The sequence below is a fragment of the Planotetraspora sp. GP83 genome, assembly GCF_041262585.1.
Lineage (GTDB): Bacteria > Actinomycetota > Actinomycetes > Streptosporangiales > Streptosporangiaceae > JAOEGB01.
Genome location: NZ_JBGCBZ010000004.1, coordinates 308,652 through 327,247, shown reverse-complemented (window position 1 = coordinate 327,247; position 18,596 = coordinate 308,652). Strand labels below are relative to the sequence as shown.

Below are 18,596 nucleotides of genomic sequence, written 5' to 3'. Positions count from 1 at the left end.
CCGTGTCCGAGGTGAGGGTCGTCTACCGCAAATACGGCGGATCGTTGCACTGGAACCATCCGGGGAGGCTCCTGGGTGAGGACGAGCACGGCTCGTGGGTCGGCTGCAGCGCCGGCACCGTCGGCCAGAGGGGACATGAGCCCCCGGTCGTCTGGGAGATGCCGTTCGTCATGCTTTTCCCGCGCGACCAGTGGTGGACGGCCACGTTCAACGCGGACGGGCACGAGACGGCGATCTACTGCGACGTCACCACCGTGCCGGTGTGGCAGGGTGGCGAGGTCACCATGGTCGATCTGGATCTCGACGTGCTCAGGTTCAAGGACGGTCGCCTGCACCTGGACGACGAGGACGAGTTCGCCGAGCACCAGGTGCTCTACGCGTACCCGGACGAGGTGATCAGCCAGGCGGAGCGGTCGGCCGCCTGGCTGATGGACGCCGTGGGCCGGGCGTCCGGCCCGTTCGGCGGCGCGCACGACCACTGGCTGTCGCTGGTCAGCTGACCGCGGGGACGCCCTCGGCGGGGTCCTCGGAGAGATCCTGCCCAGTGCTCTCGTATTCCGGGATCACCTTGGGGACGCCGCGCAGCGCGAACAGGGCGGCGACCGCCAGGCAGAGGAGGATCGCCGCGCCGGTCAGAACGGTGGCGTGGAGGCCCTCGACGAACGCCTGCTTCGCCGCGCCCGTGACGGCCCCGGCCACGTCACGGGGCAGGGTGGCGGCGGCTCGCAGAGCGCCTCCGAGCGTGTCGCGGATCTGGGCCTCGGCCGCGGCGGGCAGCCCCGCCGGGAGGTCGAGGCCGTTGCGGTAGGCGCTGTTCAGCACGCTGCCGAGGACGGCGATGCCGAGCGCGCCGCCCATCTCGTGAGCGGTCTCGGAGATGGCCCCGGCCGCCCCCGCTCGCTCCTTCGGCGCCGTGGCGAGCAGCGTGTCGTTCGTCACGGCGAACGTGAACCCCGTGCCGACGCCTTGGATGATCATGGCGACGAGCAGATAGGGGTAGCTCAGGTCGGTGCCGATCCGGCTGAACAGCGCGAACCCGGCCGCGGTCATGACGAGGCCGAGCGTGACCACCGGTCCCCGGCCCCACTTGTGGACCAGCGTGCCGGCGAGCGCCCCGCCTCCGCCGGCCGCGAAGCCCCCGGGCATCCCGGCGAGGCCCGCGATCAACGGCGACCAGCCCAGGACGAGCTGGAAGTACTGTGCGAAGACCAGCGACATGGCCAGCATGGCGAACATCGCGATCAGTTCGGCGCCCACCGACGCGGCGAAGGCCCGGCGGCGGAACAGCCGGACGTCGATGAGCGGCTCGGCCAGCCGGGTCTGCCGCCAGACGAACACGACCAGGGCAGCCACTCCGATGGCGGCGGTCGCGATGACGGATCCCTGGGCGGCTCCGCCGCGCGCGGCCTCCTTGAGGGCGTAAATCAGCCCGAGCACGCCGACGACCGAGAGCGGGACGCTCGGCAGGTCGATCCGGCCGGGACGGGGGTTGCCTGACTCGGGGAGCACGATGAAGCCCGTGACCAGTATGAGCGCGACCACCGGCAGGTTGATCAGGAAGACCGAGCCCCACCAGAAGTGGTCGAGCAGCACGCCCCCGACAAGGGGGCCGAGGGCGAAGCCCGCCGCGGAGACGCTGCTCCAGATGCCGACCGCGCTGGTCCGCTCCTTCGGGTCGGTGAAGACGTTGCGGACCAGCGAGAGCGTCGAGGGCATGATGATCGCGCCGGCGACGCCGAGCAGCGCGCGAGCGGCGATGAGGAGCTCGGGATTGGGCGCGTAGGCGGTTATCGCCGAGGCCGCGCCGAACGCGGCAGTGCCGATGAGCAGCAGCCGCTTGCGGCCGATCCGGTCGCCCACGTTGCCCATCGTCACGAGCAGCCCGGCGAGCGCGAAGCCGTAGATGTCGGCGATCCAGAGGAACTGGGTGGCCGACGGGTTCAGGTCGGCGGCCAGCTTGGGGCTGGCGAGGTGCAGGACGGTCAGGTCGATGGACAGCAGCAGCACAGCCAGGCACGCGATCACCAGCGTGCCCCACTTGCGGGAGTTCGTCATGCACGCAGGGTCGGCGGTCGCGCTGACGAGCCACTCACCGAACGCTGACGAGTCACCCACCGAAGCTGACGGGTCACCCGTCCGATCTGACGAGTCACCCGCCCAGCGCTGACAGGTGCCCTTCGATGACGGTCAGCGCGGGGGCGGACGCGTCGCCGGTGGCGAGCATCCGCTCGCGGGTGGCGGCCGTGGCATGCGCGTACACGCTGTCGTAGGCCGCGTCTCCGATCAGTGCGCGGCACCCCGCGGCGACCCGGTCGGTGTCGGGACTGCCCACGCCGGGTGAGCCGCGCAAAGCCGTGCCGACGCCGAGCAGGAGGGCCGCCCGCTCGCCGTCCCCTTCGAGCAGTGCGACTCCGGCGAGCCCTTCGGCCACCTTGGCGGCCATGGAGAGGTTCCGGTCGCCCAGCCCTGTCGAGAGTGCCCGCCGATGCCAGGCGAGGGCTTCGGCGGCGTTGCCCTCCCGCTCGGCGGTCCAGCCCAGCGAGAGGTACACCCGAGAGCGCGTCTCCTCGGCGCTGAACCAGTCCGCCCTGCATTCGGCGAGCGCCGTCTCGCACAGCGAGCGGGCCTCGATGAGATCGCCGCGCAGCCGGGCCAGCTCGCCGAGCCCGAGGTGGGCGGCGGCGAGCAGGTCCGGAACGCCGGCACTCCGGGCCAGCTCGGCGGCGCGCTCGTAGTCGGCACGGGCTTCCGCCTCGTCGCCCGCGCGCATCCGTCCACCGGCCCGGCGGCACAGCGTCTCCGCCATGTCGGCCGTGGCTCCGAGGCGCTCGGTGAGGTCGAGCGCCTCGTCGGCCAGGGCCACCACCCTCGCGTAGTCGCCCCGCCAGTCCGCGAGGTCGGCGAGGGCGGACAGCGCCATCGACATCAGCCAGCGGTCACCGACCGACCGGATGTCGTCGAGCGCTCTCGTGATCTCCTGCTCGGCTTCCGCCAGGTGCCCGCCGAACATCCTCATGTATCCCCGGCCGAAGTCGTTGAGCGCGCGCGTCCACGGGTCCTCGTCCAGCAGCCCGCGCTTGCGCTCCAGCTCGCGGTAGACGCCATGGTCGGGCGGGCCGCCGACCATGGCGCGCAGCACGACCACGAACGGCTGGCGGGGCAGGGCCGTCAGGCCGTCGATCACCCGGATGGCGTTGGGCAGGCGCGGCCCGAGTTCGGCGCCGTGGCCGCTGCCGGCCGCCGCGGTGAGCGTGCACAGCGCGTGCTCCTGCTCCAGACCCGTCGGCGGCTCTGGGCCCGTCCTCCTCAGCAGCTCGCGCGCCAGTCCGGAGGCCTCGCCGCGCAGGCCGCGCAGCAACCAGTAGCCCGTCGCCGCCGAAAGCAGTCTCAGCGCGTCCCTGACGTCAGGGGCCCTGTGCTTGTCGGCGGCACGGTGCAGGGCGGCGTGAAGGTTGTCGCGCTCGGAGTCCAGCCGCCGCAGCCACTCCAGCTGCTCCGGCCCGCGCAGGTGGGGGTCGGCGGTCTCGGCGAGATCCAGGAAGTACGCCAGGTGGGCCCGGCGGAGCCGTTCCTCCTCGCCCGCCTCGGCCAGCCGTTCCGCGCAGAAGGCCCGGATGGTCTCCAGCATCCGGTAGCGGTCGCCCGCACCCCCTGCTACGGCCTCGACCAGGGACTTCTCCACGAGGGAGGCCAGCACGCCGTCCGTGTCCGGCACCCCGCACACCCGCTCGGCCGCCTCCAGCGTCGCGCCGCCCGCGAAGACCGTGAGCCGCCTCGCCAGCGCGCGCTCGGCCTCGTCGAGCAGGTCCCAGCTCCACTCGACCACCGCGCGGAGCGTGCGGTGCCTCGGCTGCGCCGTACGGCTGCCGCGCGACAGCAGCGAGAAGCGGTCGGTCAGGCGGGCGGCGAGCTCGGCGGCCGTCAGCGACCGCATCCGGGCGGCGGCGAGCTCGATCGCCAGCGGCAGCCCGTCGAGCGCCCGGCAGATCCGCACGATGTCCTCCGCACCGGGCTCGACATCGGGCCGTACGGCGGAGGCACGCTCGGCGAACAGCCGCACCGCCGGATAGGCGAGCGCCTCCGCCGCTGGCGTGCCGGGCGGCGGCAGATCGAGGGGAGGAACGGGATAGAGCCGCTCGCCGGTGATGCCGAGCGCCTCCCTGCTGGTGGCCAGGACCCGCAGCGCCGGGCACGCGCTGAGCAGGCGGTCGGCGAGCCGGGCGGCGGCCTCCACGACGTGCTCGCAGTTGTCCAGCACGAGCAGCGCGGGCCGGTCGGCGAGGGCCGCGACCAGCCTCGCGACGGGATCCGGCGCCGGCCCGGAGCGAGGCGGCGCCGGGGTGGCCAGCAGCCCGGTCTCGCGGAGCCCGAGCGCGGCGAGCACCGCCTGCGGCACGTCGGCCCCGTCACCGAGAGGCGCGAGCTCGACGAAGCAGACGTTGCCGGGCTCCCGGCCCGCGGCCTCCGTCGCGAGCCGCGTCTTGCCGGTGCCCCCGGGACCGGTGAGCGTCACCAGCCGCGCCTCGCCGAGCAGCGCGCCGATCCGCTCCAGGTCCTCCGCCCGGCCCACCAGGGTGGTGAGCTGGGCGGGCAGCGCGTGCCGTACGGCGGGGCCGGGGGAGAGGGACGGGTCGGAGCGGAGCACGGCCAGGTGGATCGCGGCCAGCTCGGCGGAGGGGTCGGCGCCCAGCTCGTCGGCGAGCCTCCGCCGGGCGTCCTCGAACGCCGCCAGCGCCTCGGCCTGGCGGCCGGCCGCGTAGAGCGCGCGCATGAGCTGGCCGAGGGTCCGCTCGCGCAGCGGGTGGGCGGCCGCCCGGTCCCGCAGCTCGGCGACGAGGTCCCCGTGCTGACCGTGGTGACTGGGCTCACCGTGGTGACCGTGCTCGCCGAGCGCGAGCCTGGCCTCCGCGAGGTCCTCGGCCGCGGTCAGGCGCAGCTCCTCCAGCCGGGTCGCCTGCGCGGCCGCGAACGGCGCGTCGAGGACGTCGGCGAGAGCGGGCCCGCGCCAGAGATCGAGGGCCTGCCGCAGCGACGCGGCCGCCGCCCGGTGGTTCCCCGATGAGAGGGCCCGCCGCCCCTCGGCCGCGAGCCGCTCGAACCGGAACGCGTCCACATCGTCAGGATCGACGGCGAGGCGATATCCGGCGGGATGGCCCTCCACCAGGTCGCCGAGCTGCCGGCGCAGCCGCGAGACCTGGGCCTGAAGGGCGTTGACGGCGTTGGCGGGCGGCTCGGCGCCGTAGAGGCCGCCGATCAGGCGCTCGCCGCTGACCACCCGGCCCGCCCCCAGAAGCAGCAGCGCGAGCAGCGCCCGGAGCCCCGGCCCGCCGACCGGGACCCGGCCCTCATCCGCGCCGTCATCCGGGCCGTCATCCGGGCCGTCATCTGGGCGCCTATCGCCGAGCCGGGCCTCCGTGGGGCCGAGAATGCCGAACCGCATGCATGAGATTGTGGCTTACCGTCTGATCGCGTGAGCGATCGCTTCCAGGCGGGCGGCGGAGGCGAGGCCGCCGTGGTACCAGTGAATCTCCTGGGCGCCGGCGGCGGTGTAGGTTTCGGCCAGCCAGGCCAGGGCCTCTCCGTCCGCGGGACGCGGCGGGAGGGCGAGGAGGTAGGCCCCGACGCGCGGGCCGAGCCGCCCGAGCCCGCGCAGCCCGGCCTCGTCGACCTCGGGGGCGTTCCAGCAGTTGCCGATCAGGACGTCCACGTCCACGCCGGCGGGCACGGTGGCGAAGGGGCCGGTCGCCCAGGGGTCGGCGTTCGCGTGCAGGCCGATCGGGATGCCGGGCCGCACCGAGCGGGCCTCCGCGAGCAGCAGCGCGCGCAGCTCGCCCGCGAGCCCCGTCCTCAGGTCGCGTATGGCTTCCGCCAGGTCGCCCAGCGCCGACTCGACCGACTCGGCCGGCTGGTCGACGGCGGCGCGCACCCGGGACCGGAGCTCGGCCACGTCGATCCCGGCCGACTCGTAGCGGGAGACGCACGCCGTGCAGAAACAGAGGGACAGCAGCGCGATCACCGCGGCGTTCCAGTCAGTGCCGTCGGTCTTCTCGTGGTGGCCGCCGTGGCGGAACCCGAGCGCGCCGCACGCCTCCAGGATCAGCGCGTCCGGGTCGCCCAGCTCGACGACCTCGTGGACGAGAGTCCGGCAGTATTCCCGGACGTCGGCGGAGGCTGGGCAGAGCGCGTACGAGTACCGTTCGCCGAAGGCGTTAGTGACGACCAGGTCGGGGTTGGCGGAGCCGAGCAGCGTGTTGTGGGTGAGGACGGTCCAGGCGTGGACGGGCAGGCCCTCGGCGCGCAACGTGTCGCGGGCCTCGCCGAACGGGTCGTCGGACGCCACCCACGCCGGCGCGGCGGGGGCGAGACGGCTTCCCTTCCACGCCTCCTCCCGGATCGGGACGTAACACGCGGCGTGCCGGGCGTCGACGAGCCGGTGCTCCGGATGGAGCGGGGTGGCCGCGCGGGTCGTGTGGTAGGACGCGGCCAGCGCCACGGCGTCCGCGCCGAGAGACCTGAGGCGTCCGGCGGCCGCCGGGTCGCCGACGATGTCCCAGGGATAGGCGTAGATGACGTTCACCAGCGTGGCCTCCGGGCCGAGAAGGACGGGTCGAAGCTCTGCATGTACGTCGTGTCGTCGCGGGAGCGGACGCCACACTTCTCATACTGCTCGTTCATGACGGCAAGGGCGTCGCGGTCGAGTTCGACGCCGAGACCGGGCCCGTCGGGCACCGGGACGGCGCCGTCCACGAACCGCAGCGCACCCGGCGCGATCACGTCCTGCCCGTCCTGCCACGGCGTGTGGGTGTCGCAGTCGTGGGTGATGGCCGGTGTGGCGGCCGCCAGGTGCGTCATCGCGGCCAGGCTGATGCCGAGGTGGGAGTTGGAGTGCATCGACAGCTCGATGCCGAAGGTCGAGCACAGCGTCGCGATGTGCGAGGACTTGAGCAGCCCGCCCCAGTAGTGGTGGTCGAGGAGCAGCACGCCGATGGCGCTCTCCTGGATGGCCGAAGGGAGGTGCTCGGGGGTCACCACGCACATGTTCGTCGCCAGCGGCATGGGGACCAGCGGCGCGACGCTCGCCATGTTCTCGATGCCCGGTGTCGGGTCCTCCAGGTATTCGAGGACGCCGTCGAGCGCGCGGCCGACCTCGATCGAGGTGTCCACGGTCCACGCGGCGTTGGGGTCGAGCCGGAGCGGGTGCTCGGGGAACGCCTCCCGCAGCGCGTGGATCGCCTTGATCTCCTCGACCGGCGGGTACACCCCGCCCTTGAGCTTGATCGAGCGGAAGCCGTACCTGTCGATGAACATGCGAGCCTGCTCGACGAGCCCGGCGGGGTCGAGCGCGGCCCCGAAGGAGTCCTCCGGCTCGCCCGGATGCCCGGCCCACTTGTAGAACAGATAGGCGCTGTACGGCACGGCGTCCCTGACCTTGCCGCCCAGCAGTTCCACGACGGGCCGCCCGGCCGCCTTGCCCTTGATGTCGAGGCACGCCACCTCGAACGGCGAGAACACCCGGTCGACGGTCTTCTCGTGCGTGGCCGCGCCGGTCAGCCCGTGCCTGTCCACGACGACGTCGGCCCCGACGGAGGCGATCACCGCCGCGTAGACCGCGTTGTGGTGGTAGACGTCGAGCCCGATCAGCGAGCGGGCCGCGTCGCGGACCTTGCCGAGGTGGTCGAGGTCGCCGTAGGTCTCGCCGAGCCCGGTGAGCCCCTCGTCGGTCACCACCTCGACGATCGTGCGCAGCGCCCACGGCTCGTGCACGCCGGCCGCGTTGAGCAGCGGGGGGTCCCGGAAGGCGACCGGGGTGACGTGGACCTCCCGGATCAGCATCCGACGATCTCCGATCCTCGCGCGATGAGCCTTTCGAGCTGTGCGATGTGCTCCGGCGCGGCGTCGATCAGCGGCGGGCGCACCACCCCCGCGTTCAGGCCCCGCAGCGTCACGCCGGCCTTGACCAGGGAGACGGCGTAGCCCGGGACGAGGTCGCGGAGCTCGACCAGCGGGCGGTAGAACTCGGCGAGCAGCCGCCTGGCCAGGTCGTCGTCGCCGGCGGTGACCGCCTTGTAGAAGCCGAGGGCCACCTCGGGCGCGAAGCAGAAGACGGCCGACGAGTACAGGTTCACGCCGATGCCCCGGTAGGCCATGACGGTCATCTCGGCGGTGGGCAGCCCGTTGAAGAAGGCGAACTCGCGGTCGGTGGCGTCCCGTACGGCCAGGACGATCCGCTGGAGCTGGTCGAGGTCGCCGAGCCCGTCCTTGAACCCCATGATGTTCGGCAGCCCGGCGAGCTCGACGACGGCGTCCGGCGTGAACCGGGCGTTGCCGCGCTGGTAGACGATCGAGGGCAGGTCCGTCGCGGAGCTCACGTCGCGGATGTACCGCACCAGCCCACTCACCGGAGCCGTGACCAGGTAGGGCGGCAGCAGGAGGAGGCCGTCGGCCCCGGCCCCGGCGGCGGTCTCCGCGCAGGCCCGGGCGAACGGCAGCGCGCCGCCCGCGCCGGAGAGGACGGGGACGCGCCCGGCCACCGTCTCCACGGAGACGCGCACCACCCGCTCGTACTCGTCGAGACCCAGGGCGTTGTACTCGCCCGTTCCGCACGCGGCGAACACTCCGCCCGCGCCCGCCCTCACGCCCTCATCGACGTGTCGTCGGAGAGCCTCCTCGTCGAGCCGGCCATCCGCGGTGAACGGGGTGACCGGAAAGAACAGAATGCCGTCGAGATGCATGTATCAACCCTTCACCTCGTCCACATATGTGGACGGCGTCCTTCATGCTGGGCGGTATCCAGAAACTAACTGGGCATTCTCATAGAAGTCAACACGCCCGGGGATGACCTATAAGGAAGGGGACGCCGAGGTCAGCGGATTCCCTCGCGCCGCAGGGTCGCGGCGAGCTTGCGGGTGTGCCGGACCAGAGCGTCGATGATCTTCTCGATCTGGTCCTCGGGCAGCCCGGCGGGCATCGAGCAGCTGATGGCGTCCGTGGCCGGAATGCGGTAGTCGACGGCGCAGGCCACGCAGGCGACCCCGGCCGTGCCCTGCTCACGCTCGTACGCCCAGCCGCGCACGCGCACCCGGTCCAGCTCCGCGATGAGGGCGGCCCGGTCGGTGTAGCTGTGCGCGGTGATGCCCTCGAGCCGTTCAGGCAGGGTCGCCGCTATCTCGTTGTCGGTCAGCTCGGCCAGCAAGGCCTGGCCGAGCGCGGTCACGTGCGCGGGCAGCCGCCGCCCGACCCGGGAGATGACCCTGAGCTCCTCCCGGGACTCCCGGCTGGCCAGGTAGAGCACGTGCGCGTCGTCGCGGCGGGCGTAGTGCACGGTGTGCCCGACCTCGGCGCGCAGGTCCTCCAGGGTCTCGTGGGCGAGCGGCAGCGCCGGGTCCTTGTCCAGGTAGGCGGTGCCGGTGAGCAGGGCGTGCGGGCCGATGCCGTACGCCAGGCGGGTCTCGTCGGATTCGATCCACTTCAGCTCGGCGAGAGTGCGGAGCAGGGCGTGCAGGCTGCTGCGCGGGTATCCCACGCGCTGCTGGAGCTCGGACAGGCTGAGCTTCTGCGGCGAGGCCGCCAATGCCTCCAGAATGCGGACGGTCCGCTCCGCGGACTTGACCAGAGAGGGCTCCACGGCTGTCCCATCTGCCGAGAGTGGTGCAATGGTTGTCAGAGTATCGTCCGCCGTTCATATATGTGACACGGCTATCCCTTGACGGCGCCGCTGGTCAGGCCGCGCATGAACTGGCGCTGGAAGGCCAGGAACGCGATGACCGATGGCAGGAGGGCCAGCAGCGACGCCGCGAGCAGCACCCCGATGCCGACCTCCTCGTCCGACCTCAGCGTCCGGAGCGCGATCGGCAGGGTCCACTGGTCCGAGTCCGTGGCCACGATGAGCGGCAGCAGGTACTGGTCCCAGATCATGGTGAAGCCGAACACGCCGATGACACCGAGCGCGGGGCGGCAGAGCGGCAGGATGATGGTGAAGAACGTGCGGAACTCGCCCGCGCCGTCGATCCGCGCGGCCTCCTCGATCTCGACGGGGACCTCCTTCATGAACTCGGTCATGACCAGGATCGAGAAGCCCCAGGCGCCGACCGGCAGGATCATGCCGGCGTACGACCCGAGCAGGTTGGTGTGGAGCACCGGCAGATCGCCGAGCACGACCGAGAGCGGGATCGCGATGATCTCCTCGGGGATCATCATCGTGGTCAGCATGAGCAGCAGGACGACGGCCATGCCGCGGAACTTCTTGCGGGCGAGCGCGTAGGCGGCGAACACGCTGACCACCATCTGCAGCAGCAGCCCGAACCCGACCACGACGAAGGAGTTGACCAGGTAGAGGTAGACCTTCCGCTCGCCCGCCTTGGTGAAGTTCTCCAGCGTGAGCTGTTCCGGAAGCGAGAAGTGGGTCGGATCGACCACGTGATTGAACGCGCTGACCAGCAGCCCCACCAGCGGTCCGGTGAAGATGATCACGATGCCCGCGTAGAGCACGAACTTGAGCACGGTGGCGACCGGGCCCTTGCGGGATTCGAGCCCCAGCGTGGTGTCGAATCTCATGACGACCTCCTGCGCACCAGCTGCACCACGACAGTCAGGAACAACGTGGCCAGGAACAGTACGAGCGACCCCGCGGAGGCCAGGCCCAGGTCGTTGTTCTGCAGGCCTTCCTTGTAGATGAGGGTCATCAGCACCTCGGAGGACCCGTTGGGCCCGCCGTTCGTCATCACATAGACCTCGACGAAGATCCGCAGCCCGCGGATCGCCGCCAGCGTGAACAGGATCCAGAACACCGGCCGCAGCGCGGGCAGCGTGACCTTGGTGAACCGCTGCCACAGGGTCGCCCCGTCAACGGCGGCCGCCTCGTAGAGCGTGCGGTCCACGCCGACCAGACCGGCCACGAAGATCATCATGTCGTACGGCGCGCCACGCCAGATCCCCATGCCCATGATCGACAGAAGGGAGGAGTGCTCGCTCGCCAGGAAGGGCTCCGGCCCGAGCCCGACCCAGCCGATGATGCTGTTGAGGAGGCCGTCGCCAGCGGGGTGGTACATGATGCGCCAGACCTCGGCGACCGCGGCGATCGTGGTCACCACCGGGAGGAACGCCGCGGTCCTGACGAACCACAGATACCTGGCCGGTCCCTCCACGAGAAGGGCGAGCAACAGGCCGAGCAGGATCGACCCGGCCGTGGTGCCCGCCGCCAGCAGGACGGTGTGCCACATGGCCGAGGTGAAGGCGCTGTCGGTCAGGATCGTCCGGTAGTTGTCGAGGCCGACCCACCGGTCACCCAGGTAGGGACGGACCTCGTAGAAGCTCATCCGCAGGCCCTCGAACATGGGGATGAACTTGAAGTAGAGGAACAGCAGCAGCGCGGGGGTGAGATACAGCCACGCGACCAGCGGCCCGCGCCGCCACCTCGACTTGGGGCGGCGGCGCGGGGTCACCTGGTCCCTGGGGGGTGACAGAGTGACGGTCATGATGCTTTCTGGGTCGCCAGTTCCTGGGTGAAGGTGTTGGCCAGAGTGTCCATCGACGCCTTGACGTCGGTCGAGCAGTCGGCCCAGGCCGCGTTGATCGCGTCGGCCGACTTCTGCCGGAACGGCGTCCAGTCAGGCACCGGCGGGGCGTAGACGGCGTACTGGTAGGAGTCCTGGAAGACCTTCCAGCGCGGGTCCTGGCGCTCGGCGGAGAGGTCCACTCCCTTGTTGACCGGGAGGCGGACGATCGGCCCCTCGTTGTCGCCGTTCATGCCGACCTTCTGGCCGTCTACGGAGATCGCGTACTCGGCGAACTTCTGCTGCTCGGCCTCGTGCTTGGAGCCGGCCATCTCGTACACGTTCTCGCCCTCGCCGAGCGTGCCGGGACCGCCGGACGGGCCCTTGGGCACCGGCACGACCTCGATCTTGTCGCTGCCGATGCTCTTCACGAACCGGGCGAGCACGTAGGGGCCGACCAGGTAGATGCCGCCCTGGCCCTTCTCGAACACGGTGTGCGTGACGGTGGTGTCGTTGCTCACCGCGCCCGGGTTGACCGTCTTCGCGGTGCAGAACTGGTCCTGCAGCCACTTCACGGCCTCGACGGTCTTGGGGTCGTTGACCGCGGGGGCGAACTTGCCGGGGCCGGTGGCCTTGAGGAAGTCGCCGCCGTTGGCGAAGATCAGCGAGGAGGCGTACCAGGACGCGTAACCGCGCTTGGTGCCCGCCGGGGCGACGAACCCGGCCGTGTCGTTGGCGCCGTTGCCGTCGGGGTCCTTGTCGGTGAACGCCTTGGCCAGCTTGGCCAGGTCGTCCCAGGTCTGCGGGGGCTGCATGCCGACCTTCTCGCGCCAGTCCTTACGGATGATCAGCGCGAACGACTGCGCGGAGAACGGGGCCCCGTAGTACTTGCCGTCACCGGCCTGGGCGGCCTTCCACGCGATGTCGGAGAGCTGGTCGCTGCCCTTGAGCTTGGCCTTGTCGATCTCGCGCAGCCATCCCTGGTGCTCCATGTTGCCGAGCCGCGCCGTGTCGTTGATGACGATGTCCGGCAGATCCTTGGCCGCGGCCTGCTGCTGCAGCTTGGTCTCGAAGTCGTCGAAGAGCGCGACGAGCTTCGTCTTGACACCGGTGGCCTTCTCGAACGCCGCCACGAACTTCTTGGCGGTGTTGTGCGAGGGCGAGTTGGGTACCTGGCGTATCCAGATCTCCAGTGCGTCGTCGGAGCTGGATCCTCCGGAGCCGCAGGCTGAGAGCGGTACGGCCAGGACCAGTGCAACTGCGACCCCGAGCAGACGACGTGGCATCAGACCGCCTCCTGTTCACATACTTGGATTGATTCGCAAATGTGGCGCTTGTTCAGGTGAACGTAACGGGGCCATGTAGCACAGTCAACGGTTTGACGCCGAGTCATACATGTGAACTTTGATCGGTATTGTGAACGCCGGAGGGGCGCTGCAACACTTGCGGCGTCCAACGAAAGGACTTCGGATGGAAATGCGGGCTCCGGTCAAATCGGCTGACCGGACCGTGGAGCTGCTGGAAGCGCTGGCCCGTGCGCAGCGCAGGCTCACACTCGCGGAGCTTCAGACCGAGCTCGGCTACCCCAAGTCGAGCCTGTACATGCTCCTGCAGACCCTGCTCGGCCGCGGCTGGGTGGAGGCCGACCCCAGCGGCCTCGCTTACGGCATCGGCGTGCGCGCCCTGCTGGTCGGCACGTCCTACCTCGACCGCGACCCGGTGGTCCGCGCCGCGGCGACGGTCCTCGAACACGTCCGCGCGGAGACCAACGAGACGGTCCACCTCGCCAGGCTCGACGGGACGGACATGGTCTACCTCGCCAGCCGCGAATCGGAGCACCACCTGCGCTTCACGTCGCGGGTCGGCCGCCGCCAGCCGGCGTACGCCACAGCGCTCGGCCGGGCGATCCTGGCCACCCGCCCGCCGTACGAGGTGGAGTCACTGCTCCCCGGGACCCTCGTGGCGTTGACGCCGTACACGATCACTGACAGGGACGCCCTGCGCGACGAGCTGGACCGCGCGAGGCTCAACGGCTACGCCAGCGAGCGCGAGCAGAACGTCCCCGGTCTCGGGTGCTTCGCCGTCGCCCTGCCGTACGGCATGCCGGTGACGGACGCGCTCAGCGTCTCGATCCCGCTGGCGCGTCTGGACGAGACCCATCAGAAGCACATCGTCGACACCCTCTTCGACGCCGCCCGGCGCATCACCGATCTGCTGCGCACGGGGGCGATCTGACCGGCGCCGAGTCCGCGCCCAGCCAACCGGCGCCGAGTCCGCGCCGACCTAACCCGGCGCCGAGTCCGCGCCGATCCACGAAGGAGGCACATGCGAATTCTCATGACGGGCGCCGCGGGCGGCGTCGGCACCCACCTCCGGCCCCGCCTGGCCCGGGAGGGGCGGGTGCTGCGCCTGCTCGACATCGTCCCTGTCGAACCGGGCCCCGGGGAGGAGGCGATGACGGCCGACGTCACGGACCCGGACGCGATGACCAAGGCGATGGACGGCGTAGACGCGGTGCTCCATCTCGGCGGCCACAGCCTGGAACAGCCCTGGGCGGACATCCTCCAGGTCAACATCAACGGCACCTACGTGCTGCTGGAGGCGGCCAGGAAGGCCGGGGTGCGGCACGTCGTGATGGCGAGCAGCAACCACGCCGTCGGGTTCCACCCCCGGATGGCGGAGGCGCCCGACTACCTGTTCCCGCGTCCGGACACCTTCTACGGCGTCAGCAAGGTCACGCTGGAGGCGCTCGGCTCGCTTTACCATGACCGGTACGGCCTGGCCGTCACGTGCCTGCGCATCGGCTCCTGCTTCGAGCGGCCGAAGGACACCCGGATGCTGTCGACCTGGCTGTCCCCAGACGACTGCGCCCGGCTCGTGGAGGCGGCGCTGGTGGCGGACGGGTTCCACATCGTCTGGGGGATCTCCGCCAACACCCGCCGCTGGTGGTCCCTCGATGAGGCCCGGGCCATCGGCTACGAGCCCAAGGATGACTCCGAGGTCTACGCGGAGGAGGTCATCGCCCGGTACGGCGAGCTCGACCCCGGCGACATCGCGTACTCCCTGCTGGGCGGCACCTTCTGCCGTCCGGAGCTCCACGTCGACAACCTGGGACGGTGATCATGGCTTCGAGTGTGAACCCCGCCGTGACAGAGGCGGTGGAACGGGCTGCGGCGGCGGGCGCGAGGTGGCGCGCCACTCCGGCTGAGGAGCGGGCCCAGGTGCTGGAGGCCGTGGCCGACGTGCTGCTGAAGCACGCCGACGAGCTGTGGCCGGTGGCCCATGCGGAGACGCACCTCGGGGAGGTGCGGCTGCGCGGCGAGATCGCCCGCACGGCGTCGCAGTTCCGGCTGTTCGCCGACGTGATCCGCGACGGCGGCCACGTGGAGGCGGTGATCGACCATTCCGATCCCGGGGCGACCCCGCCTCGGCCGGACGTGCGCCGGATGTACCACCCGATCGGGGTCGTCGCGGTCTTCTCCGCCAGCAACTTCCCGTTCGCGTTCTCCGTTGCGGGCGGCGACACGGTCTCGGCGCTCGCCGCGGGCTGCCCGGTCGTGGTCAAGGCCCACGAGGGCCACCCCGAGACGTCCGACCTGACCGCCTCCGTCGTACGGCAGGCCCTGCCGGACCCCGGCCTGCTCGGCCTCGTGCACGGCTTCGAGGCGGGCGCGCCGCTGGTCCAGCACCCGCTGGTGACGGCGGTGGGCTTCACCGGGTCGCTGGCGGGCGGCAAGGCCATCCAGGGCCTCATCGACGAGCGGCCCGACCCCATCCCGTTCTACGGGGAGCTGGGCAGCGTCAACCCGGTCGTCGTGCTGCCCTCCGCCGACCCGTCGGCGGTCGCGTCCGGCTTCGCGGCGTCGCTGACACTGGGCGTCGGCCAGTTCTGCACCAATCCCGGCCTCGTCTTCGTGCCGGACGGGTTCGAGGAGCCCATCCGCGACGCGGTCGCCGCGACCAGCGGCGGCCTGATGCTCACCGCCAAGATCCGCGACGGCTACCTGCGATCGGTCGGACGGCTGGCCGGGCGGGCCGAGTCCGGCGGCGGGCTGTCCGTCCTAGCCACCGGGAGCGCGCCGGTGGACAGTCCGGAGGCAGGGGCGGGAGCGGTGACGCCCCAGGTCTTCACGGCCGAGCTGGAGGTCTTCGCCGACGGGCTTCCGGAGCTCGGAGAGGAGTGTTTCGGCCCCGCCGCAATTATCGTGAAATATCGGGATCCATCAGATCTTCCGGCGGTGCTGCGACGGCTCCCGGGATCGCTGACGGCGACCATTCACTCGACCGACCCGCGTGAGGCTCACGACCTCGCCCCGGTGCTGGAGCGGATCGCCGGACGCCTGATCTGGAACGGCTGGCCGACCGGTGTCGCGGTCTGCTGGGCCATGCACCACGGTGGCCCCTGGCCGGCGACGACCAACGCCGCCCACACCTCGGTGGGCGCCGCCTCGATCAAGCGGTGGCTCACCCCGGTGGCCTACCAGGACTGGCCCGTGGAGCTGCTTCCGCCGGAGGTGCGGGACGACAACCCGCTCGGAGTGCCCCAGCGGGTGGACGGTCGCCTGCGCGTCTGAGGTGTCATCGGATGTCCGGGGAGTGGGAAGCCGTTCATGGATGTAAACAAACATTCACATATTTGACCGGCTTTGTTAAGGAGCCTACGTTTCACGGCACCGCGGTCACACCCCCCGTACCCGAGTCCCGGAGTGTTCGATGGCGTCGCTCCGGGGCGCGGGCCATCCCCTGAAGGGCCGCGACACCATGCGCGGACTCGGATGGACGGCCGGCGTGGCGGCCGTCGCCCTCACCACGGCCTCCGTGATCGTCGCCATGACGGCGACGGGCGCGGCAGCCGTGCCCGCTCCCTCCGACCTGACCAGCGCCAACCGGCGCGCCCCGATCGCCGGTCTGCCCGACTGGAGCAAGGCCGGATATCGCGCCGGCGCCCCGCTTCCGGGCTCCGGCCAGATCAACCCGGACCCCACCTGCCAGATCACGCCCGCCGAGCTCGCCTCGTCCTACGGCGTCAGGCCCGACGACGGAGCCGACGACTCCACCGGGCTCCGGCAGGCGGTCGACTTCATCAGGACCACCTGCTCGCCTTCGGCTGGCTGTACGAAGCTCTCGCTGATCACCCTGCCCGCGGGGCGCGTCGATGTCAGCCGCCATCGGCCTCGACGCCGACTACCTGCTGGTCAAAGGCGCCGGAGCCGAAGATCGTCTTCCGGCCTGACGCGAACACCCGCTACGACGCCCTCACCTCGGACGGCAGCGACTGGGACGAGGACGGCATGACGTACGGCAGCGGCAAGGGGGGCTGGATCTGGCCCCGGCCGCGGCCTGTTCCGCGTCCAGACCCGCGAGGTCGCGGCCAAGTACGCGAGCGACCACGCCTCCGCCCCGGCCAACGGGAAGGACCTGTTCGAGGGCAACCTCCCCGTCACGCCCTAACACGATCGGTGTCCTTGACCTCCGGAGGGCATTGAGTGTTCGATGTAGCAGCAGATTGTTTCATGTAGCGAAACCAAATGGAGGGCGCGATGGAGGTACGGCACGCGACGGCGCCGGACCAGGTCCCCGGGATGACGACCGAACGGCTCCGCGAGCGGTTCGCCGTGCCAGGGCTGTTCGGCTCCGGCGAGGTGCGGCTCGTCTACTCCATGGAGGACAGGATCGTCCTCGGCGGGGTGCGGGCGAGCGGCCCGGTCGCGCTGCCCTCTCCCGACCCGCTCCGGTCGGACTACTTCCTGGAGCGCCGCGAGCTCGGCGTCGTCAACATCGGCTCCCCGGGCACCGTGACCGTCGACGGACGGTTGTACGAGCTGGGGAACAAGGAGTGCCTCTACGTGGGGCGGGGCTCTCGCGACGTGGTCTTCGAGGGGGGGACCTACTACCTGGTCTCCACCCCGGCCCACGCCGAACACCCGACTGTGAAGGCAGGTCTCGACGACGCCGAGCCGACCCGACTGGGTTCCCAGGAGGGGTCGAACGAGCGCACCATCTACAAATACATCCACGCCAAGGGAATCCAGAGCTGCCAGCTCGTCCTCGGCGTCACGGTCCTCCAGCCGGGCAGCATGTGGAACACCATGCCGTGCCACACCCACGAGCGCCGGACCGAGGTCTACCTCTACTTCGACCTTCCCGAGGACCACCGGGTGTTCCACCTGATGGGGCGGCCGGAGGAGACCCGCAACCTGGTGCTCGCCAACGAGCAGGCCGTCATCTCGCCCTGCTGGTCGGTGCACTGCGGGTTCGGCACCCGGAGCTACTCGTTCGTCTGGGCCATGGGCGGCGAGAACCAGGCCTTCGAGGACATGGAGCACGTGGCGATCGAGGCCATGCGGTGATGTTCTCCCTGGAAGGCAAGACGGCGCTCGTCACCGGATCCCGCACGGGAATCGGCCGGGCGCTCGCGGTCGGCCTCGCCCGCGCGGGCGCCGACCTCATCCTCCACGGTCACCGCGACGACCTGGAGGACGCCGAGGCCGAGGTCAAGGCGGCGGGCGGCAAGGCCCACCGCTGGGTGCTCGACCTGTCCGACCCGTTCCGCGTCCCCGGCGCCGCGGCGGAGCTGCTCGACGCCCACCAGATCGACGTGCTCGTCAACAACGCCGGGATCATCAGGCGCGGTCCCGCGCTCGACCAGTCCTACGACGACTGGCGGGCGGTGATGGACGTGAACCTGGACTCGGTGTTCCAGCTCACCCGCGTCGTCGGCGCCCCCATGGTGGAGCGCGGCTCCGGCAAGGTCATCATGATCGCCTCGCTGCTGTCGTTCCAGGGCGGGCTCAACGTGGCCGGGTACACGGCGGCCAAGCACGCGGTCGCGGGGCTGACGCGCTCGCTCGCGGTCGAATGGGCCCCGAGCGGGGTGCAGGTCAACGCGATCGCCCCCGGCTACATCGAGACCAACAACACGTCAGCGCTGCGCGACGACCCCGAAAGGGAGCCGGCGATCCGTACCCGCATACCGGCGGGACGGTGGGGGACGCCCGAGGACATCGTGGGCGCGGCCGTGTTCCTGGCCTCTCCCGCCTCGGACTACGTCAACGGCCACCTGCTCGCGGTCGACGGCGGTTGGCTGGCCCGCTAGTAGGCTCC

The 18,596-nt window shown here is 71.1% G+C and carries 16 protein-coding genes; 7 read left to right on the top strand and 9 right to left on the bottom strand.

All coding sequences use genetic code 11. The features are described 5' to 3' along the window. The first annotated feature begins 2 nt into the window (after positions 1-2). On the top strand, positions 3-500 hold the full coding sequence (locus tag ABH927_RS08280; RefSeq protein ID WP_370019583.1) for a DUF402 domain-containing protein: 498 nt from the start codon (positions 3-5) through the stop codon (positions 498-500). Here the strand turns inward: ABH927_RS08280 and ABH927_RS08275 are convergent. The 9 genes from ABH927_RS08275 to ABH927_RS08235 form a co-directional block, all read right to left on the bottom strand. Then, positions 493-2,055, bottom strand: coding sequence for an MFS transporter (locus tag ABH927_RS08275; protein ID WP_370019581.1), 1,563 nt, complete (start codon positions 2,053-2,055; stop codon positions 493-495). The genes ABH927_RS08280 and ABH927_RS08275 overlap by 8 nt on opposite strands. A gap of 94 nt (positions 2,056-2,149) precedes the next feature. Continuing rightward, a complete protein-coding gene (locus ABH927_RS08270) occupies positions 2,150-5,440 on the bottom strand; it encodes a BTAD domain-containing putative transcriptional regulator (protein WP_370019579.1) in 3,291 nt (1,096 codons plus the stop codon). Between the two features lie 15 nt (positions 5,441-5,455). Next, the gene (locus tag ABH927_RS08265; protein ID WP_370019577.1) at positions 5,456-6,577 is read right to left on the bottom strand and encodes a hypothetical protein; all 1,122 of its coding nucleotides are present in this window, start codon (positions 6,575-6,577) and stop codon (positions 5,456-5,458) included. Further along, positions 6,574-7,833, bottom strand: a complete 1,260-nt coding sequence (locus ABH927_RS08260; RefSeq protein ID WP_370019576.1) for a glucarate dehydratase family protein — start codon at positions 7,831-7,833, stop codon at positions 6,574-6,576. Before ABH927_RS08260 ends, ABH927_RS08265 begins: the two co-directional genes overlap by 4 nt. Further along, positions 7,827-8,732 (bottom strand): 5-dehydro-4-deoxyglucarate dehydratase, encoded by a 906-nt coding sequence (locus ABH927_RS08255; protein ID WP_370019575.1) that lies wholly within the window; start codon positions 8,730-8,732, stop codon positions 7,827-7,829. The genes ABH927_RS08260 and ABH927_RS08255 overlap by 7 nt, the downstream gene beginning before the upstream one ends. A gap of 131 nt (positions 8,733-8,863) precedes the next feature. Beyond that, positions 8,864-9,625: an IclR family transcriptional regulator gene (locus tag ABH927_RS08250; RefSeq protein WP_370019573.1), complete on the bottom strand. Its 762-nt coding sequence runs from the start codon at positions 9,623-9,625 to the stop codon at positions 8,864-8,866. A gap of 71 nt (positions 9,626-9,696) precedes the next feature. Beyond that, positions 9,697-10,554, bottom strand: coding sequence for a carbohydrate ABC transporter permease (locus ABH927_RS08245; protein WP_370019571.1), 858 nt, complete (start codon positions 10,552-10,554; stop codon positions 9,697-9,699). Beyond that, entirely contained in the window at positions 10,551-11,474 is a 924-nt protein-coding gene (locus tag ABH927_RS08240; RefSeq protein WP_370019569.1) for a carbohydrate ABC transporter permease, read from the bottom strand. Before ABH927_RS08240 ends, ABH927_RS08245 begins: the two co-directional genes overlap by 4 nt. Beyond that, entirely contained in the window at positions 11,471-12,778 is a 1,308-nt protein-coding gene (locus ABH927_RS08235) for an extracellular solute-binding protein (RefSeq protein ID WP_370019567.1), read from the bottom strand. Before ABH927_RS08235 ends, ABH927_RS08240 begins: the two co-directional genes overlap by 4 nt. A 184-nt stretch (positions 12,779-12,962) precedes the next feature. Between ABH927_RS08235 and ABH927_RS08230 the strand changes: the two genes are divergently transcribed. From ABH927_RS08230 to ABH927_RS08205, 6 genes are all read left to right on the top strand, one after another. Continuing rightward, positions 12,963-13,727: an IclR family transcriptional regulator gene (locus tag ABH927_RS08230; protein WP_370019565.1), complete on the top strand. Its 765-nt coding sequence runs from the start codon at positions 12,963-12,965 to the stop codon at positions 13,725-13,727. A 90-nt stretch (positions 13,728-13,817) separates the two neighbouring features. Next, on the top strand, positions 13,818-14,612 hold the full coding sequence (locus tag ABH927_RS08225) for an NAD-dependent epimerase/dehydratase family protein (RefSeq protein ID WP_370019563.1): 795 nt from the start codon (positions 13,818-13,820) through the stop codon (positions 14,610-14,612). Between the two features lie 2 nt (positions 14,613-14,614). After that, positions 14,615-16,066, top strand: coding sequence for an aldehyde dehydrogenase (NADP(+)) (locus tag ABH927_RS08220; protein WP_370019562.1), 1,452 nt, complete (start codon positions 14,615-14,617; stop codon positions 16,064-16,066). 139 nt (positions 16,067-16,205) lie between these two features. After that, positions 16,206-16,787: a hypothetical protein gene (locus ABH927_RS08215; protein WP_370019560.1), complete on the top strand. Its 582-nt coding sequence runs from the start codon at positions 16,206-16,208 to the stop codon at positions 16,785-16,787. A gap of 245 nt (positions 16,788-17,032) precedes the next feature. Next, positions 17,033-17,842, top strand: coding sequence for a 5-dehydro-4-deoxy-D-glucuronate isomerase (gene kduI, locus ABH927_RS08210; RefSeq protein ID WP_370019558.1), 810 nt, complete (start codon positions 17,033-17,035; stop codon positions 17,840-17,842). After that, positions 17,842-18,588: an SDR family oxidoreductase gene (locus tag ABH927_RS08205; protein WP_370019557.1), complete on the top strand. Its 747-nt coding sequence runs from the start codon at positions 17,842-17,844 to the stop codon at positions 18,586-18,588. Before kduI ends, ABH927_RS08205 begins: the two co-directional genes overlap by 1 nt. Positions 18,589-18,596: the final 8 nt, after the last annotated feature.